The 14,336-nt window shown below is 42.5% G+C and carries 12 protein-coding genes; 3 read left to right on the plus strand and 9 right to left on the minus strand.

Going from position 1 to position 14,336, the window contains the following annotated elements; translation table 11 throughout:
- Positions 1-9: 9 nt before the first annotated feature.
- A complete protein-coding gene (locus tag FM019_RS12065) occupies positions 10-1,467 on the minus strand; it encodes a WS/DGAT/MGAT family O-acyltransferase (RefSeq protein ID WP_143836200.1) in 1,458 nt (485 codons plus the stop codon).
- Between the two features lie 236 nt (positions 1,468-1,703).
- On the opposite strand from FM019_RS12065, the gene FM019_RS12070 reads away from it, so the two are divergent.
- The 3 genes from FM019_RS12070 to FM019_RS12080 all read left to right on the plus strand — a co-directional run bounded on the left by FM019_RS12070 (position 1,704) and on the right by FM019_RS12080 (position 4,487).
- Positions 1,704-2,543 (plus strand): HDOD domain-containing protein, encoded by an 840-nt coding sequence (locus FM019_RS12070; RefSeq protein WP_143836201.1) that lies wholly within the window; start codon positions 1,704-1,706, stop codon positions 2,541-2,543.
- A gap of 242 nt (positions 2,544-2,785) precedes the next feature.
- A complete protein-coding gene (locus FM019_RS12075; protein WP_143836202.1) occupies positions 2,786-3,583 on the plus strand; it encodes a YdiY family protein in 798 nt (265 codons plus the stop codon).
- A 145-nt stretch (positions 3,584-3,728) separates the two neighbouring features.
- Entirely contained in the window at positions 3,729-4,487 is a 759-nt protein-coding gene (locus tag FM019_RS12080; protein ID WP_143836203.1) for a YdiY family protein, read from the plus strand.
- Between the two features lie 102 nt (positions 4,488-4,589).
- On the opposite strand, the gene FM019_RS12085 is transcribed toward FM019_RS12080, so the two are convergent.
- The 8 genes from FM019_RS12085 to FM019_RS12120 form a co-directional block, all read right to left on the minus strand.
- Complete coding sequence (locus FM019_RS12085) at positions 4,590-5,807, minus strand: hypothetical protein (RefSeq protein ID WP_143836204.1); 1,218 nt, start codon at positions 5,805-5,807, stop codon at positions 4,590-4,592.
- Positions 5,808-5,817: 10 nt separating this feature from the next.
- Entirely contained in the window at positions 5,818-8,151 is a 2,334-nt protein-coding gene (locus FM019_RS12090) for an EAL domain-containing protein (protein ID WP_260681613.1), read from the minus strand.
- A complete protein-coding gene (locus FM019_RS12095) occupies positions 8,144-8,782 on the minus strand; it encodes a methylamine utilization protein (RefSeq protein WP_143836205.1) in 639 nt (212 codons plus the stop codon). Before FM019_RS12095 ends, FM019_RS12090 begins: the two co-directional genes overlap by 8 nt.
- A 163-nt stretch (positions 8,783-8,945) precedes the next feature.
- The gene (serA, locus tag FM019_RS12100) at positions 8,946-10,175 is read right to left on the minus strand and encodes a phosphoglycerate dehydrogenase (RefSeq protein WP_143836206.1); all 1,230 of its coding nucleotides are present in this window, start codon (positions 10,173-10,175) and stop codon (positions 8,946-8,948) included.
- Positions 10,176-10,280: 105 nt separating this feature from the next.
- Positions 10,281-10,937 (minus strand): ribose-5-phosphate isomerase RpiA, encoded by a 657-nt coding sequence (gene rpiA, locus FM019_RS12105; RefSeq protein ID WP_143836207.1) that lies wholly within the window; start codon positions 10,935-10,937, stop codon positions 10,281-10,283.
- Between the two features lie 42 nt (positions 10,938-10,979).
- Positions 10,980-11,579, minus strand: coding sequence for a 5-formyltetrahydrofolate cyclo-ligase (locus FM019_RS12110; protein ID WP_143836208.1), 600 nt, complete (start codon positions 11,577-11,579; stop codon positions 10,980-10,982).
- Positions 11,580-11,589: 10 nt separating this feature from the next.
- A complete protein-coding gene (locus FM019_RS12115) occupies positions 11,590-13,203 on the minus strand; it encodes an ATP-binding protein (protein WP_143836665.1) in 1,614 nt (537 codons plus the stop codon).
- A gap of 170 nt (positions 13,204-13,373) precedes the next feature.
- Complete coding sequence (locus FM019_RS12120; RefSeq protein ID WP_143836209.1) at positions 13,374-14,315, minus strand: nucleoside hydrolase; 942 nt, start codon at positions 14,313-14,315, stop codon at positions 13,374-13,376.
- Between the last annotated feature and the right edge of the window lie 21 nt (positions 14,316-14,336).

The following is a 14,336-nucleotide window of genomic DNA, read 5'->3' on the forward strand; positions in this document are numbered from 1 at the left end:
CTACCTATATTATTGGTCGGATTTATCATTTAACAGTGCATTGAATGCCGCCATTGCGGTTTGTTTTTGTTGCACGGCTTCTTCTAGTTCGTTGGCTGAGTCCAGAATATATTTGGTAAATAGATCTAGATCGGGCATTAAATTCATCGAACTTGTTGGACTAATCGTGATCGTGCCGTTATAGCTCAGTACAGGAAGAATTAACCCCATACCATCAAAAACCGGTGCTGTTCCCATGTTAGCCAACAACTTGTGGCCCGCCAGATACAAAGGAATATTTGGGCCTGGTACATTGGTGATCACCAAGTTAAAAAATGGGCTATGTCTTTTCGCCAGCGCAGTCCGAGAATAAAATCGAGACGCCACACCAGCTAAACCAAAAGGGATCATTTCAGCAAAGCCCATCAGACTTCGCGCGTCTATCGCATCCTGATACAACTTACCTACCAGGGTATTGATATGAATTTTCTCGAGACGTTTTAACGGATCTTCGATGTCTGTTGCCAATTGAATATACATCGCCGACACTTGATTACCCATGGCGTTCTTTTCTTCTTCCGTGCGCGTCGAAACGGGCACCATCGCTACTAGGGGTTTGTCTGGAAGTTCGCCTTTATCCAGCAGGTAACGTCTCAATGCACCAGCGCATATGGCCAGGACGACGTCGTTAAGCGTTGCACCATCAACGATATGTCGCAGTGATTTAACCCGTTTCAAGTCGAGTAGTGCTGAATTCCATTTTCTTTCTTGTTCCACAACGTCATTAAATGGTGTTTTCGGCGCACTAAAAGGAAGCGTCGGCATTTTAATACCATGAACTCTAGACAAATAGCCTGCTTTAAACGCTGCTTTGCCTGATTCCCATAACAACCCGGGAAGTTTTCCAGGCTTGGTTACAAGGTTAAACGCGCTACGAGCAACTAATCCCATCGTGCCTGGGATTTCTTCTTTAATTTTTGGTTTGGGTGCCGGAAAAGGTCTAGGTTTGGGCGACACATCAAATAACATAGCCATTAAATCAGCGCCGGATTTTCCATCAAATCCTGCATGGTGAACTTTGCTGATAAGCGCAACTGACCCTTTAGGTACTTGGGAAACATTGTCCAGGCCCTCAACAAAAATGAATTCCCAAAGCGGTCGATTACGGTCCATCACATTAGAAAAATGCTGCGACGCCAAATAACGCAATTCTTTCCACGAGCCAGGAGCGGGTAATTTGGTGCGTCGAATATGCAAATTGAGATCAAAGTCAGGATCTTCTGCCCAGCAGGGCTTATCCATGCTCATCGGCATAGACACCAATTTCTGTGTCAGCTTAGGAACTAGATGCACACGATCTTGGATGAAGGTATAAAAGTCTTCAAACTTCATAGACCCTTCTAAAATCGCTACACCACCTATGTGCATCGGAATTTTTTCAGTCTCTAGAAATAAAAAAGACGCATCAAGACCTGATAATTCTTCCACAATTGCATCCTGTTAATAAATTGTTATCAGTCTACGGTACTCATACCCTAAAAAATATCAACAACTATTTTAACGCCACGAATTGCTTAATTGTGCTGCAGAGGTCATATTCCGGGTTGTTTTGGTCAAAGGTGTGTTTTTATAGATAAGACTAGTGAAAAAAATACCGCAATTCACCGTGAGCATGGCTATAATGTCGAGCTACTATTACTGAACAGGTTACTAGCCAAAGTTTTATGCAAGCAATAGATTATGCCACCAGAGCTGCAACGTCATTCGCCTTACCAGATATATGTCTGCGTATCCGTCAAATGCTTGATGATCATAATTCCGACATTGAAGATATTGGTAATTTGGTCAGCATGGACCCATCGCTAGCTGCAAAACTTTTAAAGTTGGCAAATAGCCCGCTTTTTCGATTCCGTTCGCAAGTAGACAGTATCGCCAAGGCTGTTAATGTTTTAGGTGGCGAAGCCTTGTACAACTTGGTTATGGCAGAAACGGCTAAAGACGCATTTGAGCATTTCTCTAGTGAAGACATTGACCTGAACCGCTTCTGGAACCAAAGTTTGTATGCAGGATTGGTAGCCAAACACCTGGCAAAATTAATGCGGGTTAGAGGTACTGAACGATTCTTTTTGCTCGGGTTGCTACACAATTTAGCGGAACTTGTGGTGACTAAAGAATCGCCGGATTTAGCGCGTAAATGCTTACCTGAAGACGGTAAAACAGCTCCTTGGGCGCTGCAAAAAAAAGTATTTGGGTTTAACTACGCGCAATGCAGTTCTCAGATATTGCAAGCTTGGAATCTTCCCACTCAGTTGTCTTTTCCTGTTGCTGACATCCACAACGAAGACAAGGCTATCGACAATAAGGAAGTGGGGATAATGTTTGTGAGTGCCCGCATTGGCTATGGGCTGTCCAAGGGATTTAGCGGCGATATAACCAGCCTTGCCAACCCTGTGGTGATGAAAAATGCAGGAATCGGCGAGGAAATTCTACAGGACGCTGTCAATTTTAGTCGCCAAGAGATCAGTAAGATGATGGCAATCTTCAATCCAGGAATGGCAAGTTAAGCTACATTTACCGTCAAACAACCGCCTGCAACGTAAAGGCCTATGTTGAGGCAAACCGGGCTGTTTAGTTGAATTTCACTGCTTAGTTGTCTCCAATTTGCATCATTTAGGTATTACTCTTCACACTAAATATTAAATCTCTAGCATTTGATTGATTTTTAATCGGTTTTGACCCTGCACAAGTGCTGAGATTTTCTATACAATACGGCAAAAATTAAGAACAACTTGTTTTTCGTTATTTTATGAAGCTGATTTGCGCCATTCTTTTTATTACAACTTCGTTTTCCGCGACTTGTCGCACCGACGTACTTAGAACGCTTTTTTTAACAGAAGCGCCTTTTCATGGTGAAGAACTAGACAAAGAGTTCTTTGAGCTGAATGGCGAATTAGGCGTCATATATTCTAGTGGTAATACAACGGGTACTACCTTGACCACTAAATTAAATGGCAAGCAGAATTTAAAAAACTGGTATAACCGTTATACCGCCAACATCTTATATCGCCAAAGTGAACGTGAAGTTAACGAGCAGCGGGAATTGTTGACCAGCGCGCAACGCGTATTTTTGTCCTCTCAAATTGACTATAAGTTAAACAACCCAAGCGAACGATTATTTGCCTATGGTGAGTATGAAGATGATAGGTTTAACGCCTACAAATACCAGGCAGCATTTGCATTGGGCTGGACTGAACAGCTGTGGTCAAACGAAGAAAGTGAGTTGACTTATTCCGTTGGACCAGGATATGCAAGGTCTATCGCCAAGCAAGATACAAGCGCAATCAGTCAAACGGGATTGATCGTCCGCGCAGCATTGGAATATGAGAAAAAACTAAGCGATTCTGCCATCTTTAGGCAATATCTGAGTACAGAAACAGATGATGACTTTTCAAAGTCTGTTTCTGAAACTTCACTTTCTGCCAAAATCAATGGGGCTTTGGCAATGAAGTTATCGATAAATATGGTACACAATAGGGCCCCCGATACATTAGATGAGCCCTTAGATACTCAAACTTCGGTTACGTTAGTTTATCAATTTTTTTAGCGACACCGTCAAGAAAAGCGGTAATTTTCTGGATGGCAAACTCTTGTTATTTTCATGAAATAAACAGGAAAAATTTAAGACTTAATAGCGATAACAAAAAGAATAGCTAAAACATTATTTAAAAAATTAGGTTAAGGAACAGACAATGAAAATGTCAACAATATGTGCTGCAATTGCATGTGTAGTAAGCGCAACCGCAGCTGCTGAAGAGCAGAAACCATTTACAATGGACGGTGAGTTTGGCTTGATCGTGACCACGGGCAATACAGATACTACCTCAGTAAAAGGAAAACTTTCTGCGCACCAGGAGTTAGACAAATGGAGCAACGATTTTATCGCAGAAGGCTTATATAAAAAGGATGAAGTACTAGTAGACAGCGGCGAGGTAGGTGTTGACCCTGTAGAGACCAGTCAAACAACTGCGCAGAAGTGGTTCGTTTCTGGTCAAGGTAACTACAAACTAGAAAACCCAGATCATCGCATATTCGGCTTTGCTTCCTATGAGGATGATCGCTTCAGCAATTTTGATTTTCAATCAACTATAGCTGCAGGTTGGAACCAAAAAGTGTGGTCAGATGAAACCAGTTCTTTTGAGTACAGTATCGGTCCTGGTTATTCTTACGCTAAAGACAATAATGATCAGACGATTAGCGGCATGATCATTCGTGGTGCACTGGATTACCAATGGAAAATCTCTGACACAGCAACGTTCAAACAATTGCTAAGTACAGAAGTTGGTGATGACAATACCAAGTCAAAGTCTGAAACATCACTATCGGCACAAATTAACGGCTCGTTATCGATGAAGTTTTCCATTACATTGGATCATAACTCTGATGTAGCAGACAATAGAGATAACCTCGATACGCAAACAGCTGTTACCTTGGTTTATACGTTCTTCTAAACGTTTAATGAAGTCTATGATTTCGTAAATATTTGAATTTAAGTGATAAAGCCGACATTTTTGTCGGTTTTTTTATACAGGCTTCGGTGTGCCTGTGATTCATTACCAACGAAATTGCACGACAAACAAAGATTGTTGTTGATTGGTATCGACGGGAAGACCTAATGTAGCTCTGTTTTGAGCAGAATTGCGATTGAAATGTTGCTCAAAGCCAAGCTGCCACCGAGTGTCCAGATCATAGCGCCAGGCAAAGGTTAAACCCATTCCATCACTATCGTTCTGATCGACAGGGATGGCATCATCTTCCTGCACTATAAAACGATCAAAGCGCGCGCTAAATCTATGTTGATTTATCTTGTGGCTTAACATTACATACCAAGCGTTAAAATCGACAAAAACAAAACGCTCTCCCATCAAAGTGCTTCCAGACATCCATTGACTTATGACCCGAGTCTTTGGGGTAAACTTGTGTTGAAATGACATTGAATGAAATTTTGTGCGCCAGCCGTATAAGCTTTGTTCGTTGATTTCTAGGGGATCGGTCAAGTTATCAAAGTAGTAATAGCGAAAGGTTGTTCTATTAAAATAATTTGCATGGACACCAATATAAACACCCAAATCACCATCGAGTTCATGGAAGGGTTCAACATACGAAGGGTGCCAGATAATTTCTCTATCTATCACCGTAGGGTAGGGAGCAAAGCGTATTTTATCGTTATGTAATGATTGCCGGTCGTGCATTGCAAAGCCGCGCCAACTAATCAAGGTACCTAGCGGGTCATTTGCTTTATAGCCAGCAGCAATTAACTCCCAAGACCATGGACTATTTCTCGCTCTACCAGGACTGTATAAGGAAAATTCAACGCCGGCGGTCCTAAGTTCTTCGCCTATCCAACTATTAATCGCTGATTGAGTGTAAGTAAAAGGAGAGAGCCAACCATCATCAACGTTTTCCAGCGACACTCTTGGGTAGAAAAAGCCAGCACGACCTTTAAATCGAACAGTATCATTACTCAGAGGTTTGTAGATCAACTGTGCCTGGGTAAATCCAAGATTTTGCTCTCCATCTTGATAATAATTAGCCACAACGTTTAAGGAAAGTGATGAACTAAGATCCAGATCGCCGCTTAACAGTGCTTGTTGAACACCCAGTTTGTTTTCATCATAACGCAGTATACCAGTCCCTTGATTTTGATAGCTGGCCAGATCGTTCGCTTGGGAAAGATAGACTTGAACAATCCCCTTGAGTTGATTAGCGTGACTTGAAGCTGCGATGGCAGCCCATAGAAACACACTAATAAATAGGGTTTTATGATTCATGTTTCTTATTTTAGTTATTATTGCTTGTGTATTGAGCAAACCATTCGTCAAACTTGTCAATGGGTAATGGGCGGCTCATAAAGAAACCTTGCCCTTTTGTGCAACCAATTTCAGCAAGATAATCAAGAGATTGCTGATTCTCGACGCCTTCGGCTACTGTTGTCAAGCCGAGATTCGTCGCCAGAGCAACTAATGTCTTGACCATCACTTTGTCATCGTTATTGTCTGCGAGATCTAAGACAAATGCTTTGTCGATTTTAAGTTCGTGCACCGGCATTTTTTTCAATTGTGCCATAGACGAAAACCCAGTGCCAAAATCATCAATCGACAAGTAGATACCCATTCTGCGCAAGCTATTCAGTGAATTTATGGCGGCCTTTGGATCACCCATTATTGCGCTTTCAGTAATTTCCAGGGTAAGCAATGAAGGGTCCACATCGTACTCTGTCAACAATTGACTGACTATCCCAGGCAATCTTAGATCGGCTAAATCGACGGCTGAAATGTTCACCGCAACACCTACCTGGATCCCTTGCGCTTGCCATTTTTGTGATTGGCTCAGCGCCTCACGTAACACCCACTGGGTGACGTAGCGAATCGCCCCTGTTTGCTCCGCTAAGCCGATGAACTCATCAGGAGGGATAAACCCATGCTCTGGATGGATCCATCTAATTAAACACTCCACCGTATCCACTTTGTTGGTGTCTACAGCAATTTTCGGTTGATAATGAAGCTCAAGTTCACCACGTATTAATGCTTCTTTGAGCTCAGACATCAAGTTGAGTCGTTGCAAAGAATACTTGTTTAAACTGGGTTCAAACACAGCATAGGTCGTGTGTGTGCCTTTACAGCTGTACAATGCGATGTCTGCACACTGAATAAGCTGTTCAGCAGTTTTAGCATGCTCAGGGGCATGAGCGATACCGACACTCACATCAACATCCAATACTAAATTGTCAATCACAAAGGGTTGTTCAAAAAGGTTAACGAGTTGTTCAGCAACAAAGGTCGCTCGTTTTGGATCTGGGTGATCAAAGATGACTGCAAATTCGTCTCCACCGATACGCGCGTAAAGGTCTTTTTCGTTAGCGTGGTATTGCATTCTCTCGCTAATCAAAGTGAGCAATTTGTCTCCAGTCTCGTGACCAACGGTATCGTTGATTTCTTTAAAGCGATCAATGTCGATAAGCGCGATCATGGCTTTAGGCGCAGACTCGCGGCTAAATACATCTTCTAGGGTTTTATTGAATTGATTTCGATTGGGAAGACCGGTGAGTCGATCAAAGAAGGCCAGTTGATTGATTTGATTTTCCCGTTCTTGAATACCTGATTGCATTTCACTTATAGCGACTGACAATGAATTCACTTCGTTAGTACTGCAATGAGGAAAATCGGTTACGTACTCACCTTGGCGGATATGGTCGGCGGCTTTGACCAATTTATAAATCGGCCCAGCGATGATTTTAGATAATATTGCTGCAGACAGTAGAGCTAAGACCGCTGATCCCAACATGAGAATAATGATGTCGTAAATCAACGTATTGTAAGAGATAAACGCAAGGTCCTCAGGCGTCATCAGGACTAAATGATAGGGGCTATCTTCGAACAATGGCTGGATACTATAAAAGTACAGTTTGCTATTAAAAGAGATTTCCTGCAGGTCCTCAGACGCTGCAAGTTTCTTCAAAGGGATCTGTTCAAATAAGTTTTTTTCAAAGGTAGAGGCCAACACTTTTGAAGATTCTGCTAATTTCGCCAAGCTTATATGAACCTGTGTAATGTCAAACAATCTTTGATTGATGATATTGTCAACACTCATGCCCATGACAATCCAACCATCGATACGACGGGAGGTTTTTACGAACTTCATTGGTGCTGCAGCGAGCAAGTAAACTTGTTGGTTAATGTCCACAAAAGCAATGCGTTCTTGATAAATTTGCTGCGGGTCCACGGGAAGAGGTGTGTCCGCTGATTGAGTTAATACCTGCGATTGATTATCAAACACAAAGTAAATGTCTGCTTCGTAACGAGACTGAAAATTTTCCATCGCAGACGCTAGAGATGCCGTATCTTCTTTTGCGCTAGCAATGAGTTGTTTGACGCTAAAATTTCCAGTCAGGTCAAACAGCGCAGTCTGTAAAAGAGTTCCTTGGTTTACAAGCTTTTCTGCTGTTGTGCGAGCAGAAGTGTCTGAGTGGATTAACGCCTGTCTGACAGAGTGATCATAGGTGCCATTTTTCACCACAAATACCGTGATCGCCAAAATGACGACTATGATCAACAAAAACAATGCGAGAATACGCGCTTGAATCGAATTAAAGCGTTGGCCTAATCGATTAATCATAATCGGAAAATCCGTCAGTTTGGTCTTCAAACAAACTTAAATCTTCCAACAAATCTTTTGTTAAGTTGACATTCAAATCCGTTGAGCCTAAAACATTAATTTCCTGAGCGAGAGTGTCTAAATCATCTTGTATTCTTGGATGCCAAACTCGCAAGGTATATTTGCCCTCCGGCACATCTAATAATGCCTGGCCTGTCTCAGTGGTTTTAACGAAGTACGGCGTGTCTACCACCCAAATATAGGCAAGCATCCAATCATGCACATTACAGCCCAATTCAACCTCACCATCTTTTTCAAACAATAACGATTCGGCTTTCGAGTTTTGATATAGCTTTAGTTCAAACCGTTTGGTGGGTGAAAACGAATAAACGTGATGCTTTATTGAATCTGAGTTGGGGAAAATAACCTTGCTGCCTTTTTGAATTGGCAGAATATGCGGAACAAACTGTCGATCTATTTGATCCATAACCGATACGTCATTTGGCGGCGCTTGATTGGCTTCTTGGCTGTGCGGCACTAAGTAAACAACAGCTTGAAAAACGGGATTATCTTTATTGCTGGTTACTGTCACCGACACAGGTTGTGCCATTAACCCGAAACTTGGTAGCAACAGAACTAAAAATCTAAGCATTTAACCCCCACTCGATAAAAAACTGACTCAATGCCGTAATACATTATCATCTAGAGAACGGGGTTTTGCGCGGAAAATTTCCAAATTTTCAATGACTTTAGGTCGAAAAACTACAAAGACGCTCAATCGAGCGCCTTCTAATAATTAATTTACTTCGGGTTTATTAGTGCAAAATACGGGTTTTAATTGTTCCGTCAATTTTGGTTAGTTGCACAAAAGCTTCGTCAGCGTCGTCAGTTTCCACGTCGATTACCACGTAGCCAATATTTTCGTTGGTTTGTAAGTATTGAGCCGCAATATTAATGTTATGAGCAGCAAACGCCTGGTTTATCTGAGTTAACACCCCAGGAGCATTAACGTGAATATGTAGCAATCTTGAGCGACTGACATGCTCGGGCAAAGATACTTCAGGGAAATTAACCGCAGACAAAGTGGAACCATTGTCACTGTACTTAGCGAGTTTGCCAGCGACTTCTACTCCAATGTTTTGTTGCGCTTCTTGGGTACTTCCTCCCACGTGAGGCGTTAAAATTACATTGTCAAACTTTCGAAGCGGTGAGATAAACTCTTCAGTGTTTGATTTTGGCTCAACTGGAAAAACATCAATCGCCGCGCCATTTAGTTTGCCAGATTCTAACGCTTCAGTGAGTGCATCAATGTCGATGACCGTGCCACGGGCTGCATTCATTAAAATTGCACCGTCTTTCATCATGGCAAGTTGTTTACTGCCTATCATGTTTTGCGTTTCTGGCGTTTCAGGAACGTGTAAACTGACCACATCTGACGTTTTAAGCAATTGATTTAAGGTTTTAACTTGTGTCGAGTTGCCCAGTACCAGCTTATCCTCGATATCATAAAACTGCACACGCATACCCAGATGTTCAGCCAAAATACTCAGCTGAGTACCAATATGTCCATAGCCGATAATGCCAAGCGTTTTGCCTCTGGCTTCGTACGAACCTACGGCACTTTTTTCCCATTCCCCACGATGAGCCTTGGCATTTTTGCTTGGGATACCACGTAACAAAAGAATGATTTGACCCAATGCCAATTCTGCAACAGACCGTGTATTTGAAAATGGAGCATTAAAAACAGGAATACCGCGAGCTTGAGTCGCTAACAGGTCGACTTGATTGGTGCCAATACAAAAGCAACCTACAGCAACGAGTTTTTGTGCAGCCTCAATAACCTTTGCCGTTAACTGGGTGCGTGAACGGATACCTATAAAATGGACATCGGCGATCTTTTCGATTAGTTCTTCTTCTGATAAAGACGTTTTAATGTACTCAATATTGTTATAACCATTGGATTCCAGTGTATCTACTGCACTTTGATGCAACCCTTCAAGTAACAATATTTTGATTTTATCTTTTGGAAGTGACACTTTGCTCATTTAAATTCCCATACACGCTATTGCTAAAAAGACATCTGGACGTCTATTTGAAATCGGAAAATACCAGAACTCGCGTCAATAAGAAAGCAACAATTCATGTTCAGATCAATTAATTTCCAATACACCATCGTCAGTGCCAACTAAGACATAATCTGCGCCACGATCGGCAAACAATCCATTTGTCACGACACCTACAATTTGATTGATTTGTCTTTCTAACTCGACCGGGTTGAGAATGGTTAAATTGTGCACGTCCAAGATGACATTGCCATTGTCTGTGATCACGCCCTGGCGGTAGACTGGATCACCGCCAAGTTTTACAAGCTCTCGCGCTACATAGGAGCGGGCCATTGGAATCACTTCAACGGGTAATGGAAAATCTCCTAACACCGGGACCTGTTTACTATCATCAATAATGCATACAAACTTGCGGGCGCAGGCTGCAACAATTTTTTCTCGAGTCAAAGCGGCACCACCGCCTTTGATCATGTGTTTGTGCTCAGTGATTTCGTCTGCACCGTCGACATAGATATCAAAGCTTCCAACGGAGTTAAGATCAAACACTTCAATCCCCATCGCTTCCAACTTTTTGGTAGAGGCTTCAGAGCTGGAAACGGCACCTTGAATATGGTTTTTTAATGGTTCTAAAGCATCGATGAAATAATTAACCGTGGAGCCAGTTCCAACTCCAACAATACTGTCTGATTCAACAAACTTGACGGCCGTTTGTGCCGCCGCTTTTTTCTTATCATCTTGTGTCATGGTGTTTTTCGTTAGGTGTGCGAAATGTGTGAGGAGTATAACTTACTTTCGAGGGCAAATAACACGAGTTGGTGTGATGATTTTATTCAGTCCAATATCCCAGGTGTCTACGTTGAGTTGCTCTGCTTCCTGACAATCGTGGGCGATACCGTATAGAGGGATCCCAGCGCCTTCGCGTTTTGATAATGCCGCTAAGGTTCTATCGTAAAATCCACCGCCCATACCCAGACGATTCCCTGATTTGTCAAAAGCTACCAGTGGCATAAACACTGCCGACACTTGTTCTAATGGCACTATCTGTGTGACATCAAGTTTGGGTTCGAGGATCCCGAACGTATTTTTTAGCATAGTGGACTCAGGGGAATACGACATAAAAGCCAAATACTTTGTGTTAAAAGGGTGGATCACAGGTAATGCGACTTTAATAGATTGTTGCCAACATAATTTAATTAGTAAATCACAATTCAGTTCGCCATCATTGGCCAAATAAAAAGACACCGTTTGATGACCGGATAACAACCCCTGGCTTTTAACCATCTCACACACACGCTCAGCTGCAATGAGCTGCTGTTTTGTAGTGAGTTTTCGGCGCTCAACTCTAAAATGTTGTCGTAGTGCTATTTTGTCAACTTTGTAGGACATCCGTGCGCAGTTAATGTTGTGAGGGGCAATATTGATTTAACATTTTTACCAGGCTCTTTAGATCAATGGGTTTGCTCAGATAATCAATCATCCCCGATTGGCGAAGCAAATCATTTTTTCCAGCGAATATGTCGGCGGTTAGGGCAATTATAATTTGATTGGGGAGTCGCTGAATAATCTGTTTTGAGGTTTCAAAGCCATCGATACCGGGCAAGTGCAAGTCCATAAAAATCACATCATATTGATTATTTTGCAGCGTTACTAAGGCATCTTCTCCACTATCTGCCAAATCAATGTTTAGCCCAAGAGAATCGAAAATTGCTTTAGCAACTTCCTGGTTAATTCCGTTGTCTTCCACAACTAGTATTTTAGTATTTAGATTATACTGACGTTGAGTTCTCTCATTCAGCTTATGCACATCTTTATCTTCGGGCAGTTTGAGGGGGATATCCACCTTGACCAGGGTTCCTTTACCCAATGTACTGTTAAGCTTTATCGATCCCCCCATTAACTCCACTAGGCTTTTGGTGATCATTAAGCCGAGGCCTGAACCTTCATGTTTGGCGTTACCAACCTGTTGAAACTTAGCAAATAATAATGGTATATCGGACTCAGCGATGCCCTCTCCCTGATCTTTCACTGCAATGGTGAATTGTTCTTGGCTAAAAACAACACTGATGGTAACCGTTTGATGTGCTGGAGAGAATTTGATCGCATTGGCCACTAAATTGAGGATGATTTGCGACAATCTCACTTCGTCAACAAGAATAAACTCTGGTTGTATACCGGAGATAGAAAACGTCAATGTAACGCCTTTTTCATCGGCCAGCGCTCTAATCACCCCGTGAATCGATTCGAAGAACGGCTTAATCGATACTGCGCGATTGTCTAGTCCGAGTTTTCCGGCTTCAATTTTATTCAAATCAAGCACGGTATTTACTAGATCTAGCAAACGCTTCCCACTGAAATCCAAATGTTTGAGAAATGATAGATACTTGTCTGATAGTGAGGCTTGCTGCTCTTTAAGCATCAATTGACTAAAACCTACTATGGCGTTTAACGGCGTTCGCAATTCGTGGCTTAGATTCGACAGAAAATCGGTTTTACGTTGATTAGCTAGCTCGACTTCTTTAATTTTGAGTCGCAACTCCAATTGAGAAATAACTTGTCGACCGAGAATTTCGAGCGCTTTGCGCTGATGCTCGTTAAGTTCTTTAGGTTTGTCACTAATCGCACAGAGCGTACCAATTGCATGGCCATCTGGAGTGCGTAGGGGCGTTCCCGCATAAAAACGTATATGCGGATCAGATTGAACTAACGGATTATCTTTAAATCGCGTGTCTTGATGGGTGTCGGTGACTTCAAAGATTTCTTTTTGATGAATGGCATGAGCGCAAAACGCAATATCTCGAGATGTTTCGTCCGCATCAAGCCCCACTTTAGATTTAAACCACTGGCGGTCGGGGTCAACCAAACTGATTAGCGCAATAGGGGTGTCACAGATTTCTGAGGCCAATTCTGTTAAGTCATCGAATACTTTCTCAGCCGCAGTGTCGAGTACTTCGTAGCGATACAAAGCCTTTAAACGCTCATCCTCATTGTCGGGAATGGTTGCGGATATCATTGGCACCTTAGATTCCTGTGTCGATGAAGATTAAAAAATAACGATACATCAACTTATTTTCTGCGACAAGTAATACCAAGTCACGTAAAGAAGTGGTCAGGTATGAGGCAAAATTAAAGGAGCAGGAAAGGATTAATAATTTCCTGCCCCTTTAGAGTTCTAATGTTACTTTACAGTGCGTAAGTATCCAGGTAAAGCTGGCGCAATCGCTCGTGATCGACTTTTGTCGCCACATCGATTTGCGACGCCTCTAACCACAGAGGGCTCATTGTAGTGCCAATTGGCGCAACAGACGTTTGCCCTCGGTTTAACGGGTCGGTTGAAACCCTTGCATGGCCTCTGGTCATCTCAAACAATTCGGGATTGACTAAATAGGCCAGTGGCATCGCATCATGGAAGAAACACACTCTATCGTCTCTTCCCTGTGAGTAAAAGTCGGTATAAAACTCAGATGACTTTTTCACAAACCCACCCAGTTTTTGATTTCGTAATTCAAGATCATCCATGAAATCTGGCGTAAATGGGACGGAATTAGTCACGTCTAAACCAAACATTTTAAGATCCCAATCGGCAGCAAAAACGATTTCCGCTGCGTGGGCATCATTCCAAATATTGGCTTCAGCGACGGGCGTCACATTACCTTTAACAAATGCAGCACCACCCATGATAGCAACACCTTTAACAAGTTGCGGAAGGTTTGGCTCCAAGCGCAGTGCTAACGCTAGATTTCCAAGGGGACCAATGGCTACTAAGGTAATCTCACCAGGATGTTGTCGAGCCATATCAACAATAAATTGTGCAGAGCTTCTTGGATCGAGATCTCTTTGAGAAGCAGGGAAATCGATATTGCCGAAGCCATCGTCACCATGTACGAAGTGCGCATATCCTGATTCGGGGCCAACCCAAGGCATACCCACGCCTTGCGTGACGGGAATGTCTTGTTCAGCTAGCTCACACAGCGTTAATGCATTTCTTGCTGACATGGTAACAGGTACATTTCCGTAAACTGTGGTTAAACCAAGCACTTCGATATCAGGCGATTGAAAAGCAAAAAAGATCGCCATAGCGTCGTCTATGCCGGGGTCTGTATCGAGTATAATTTTGTGTGTCATGTATAGGGTCTCATAGTTTGA

The organism is Aliiglaciecola sp. M165 (assembly GCF_007197995.1).
GTDB lineage: Bacteria > Pseudomonadota > Gammaproteobacteria > Enterobacterales > Alteromonadaceae > Aliiglaciecola.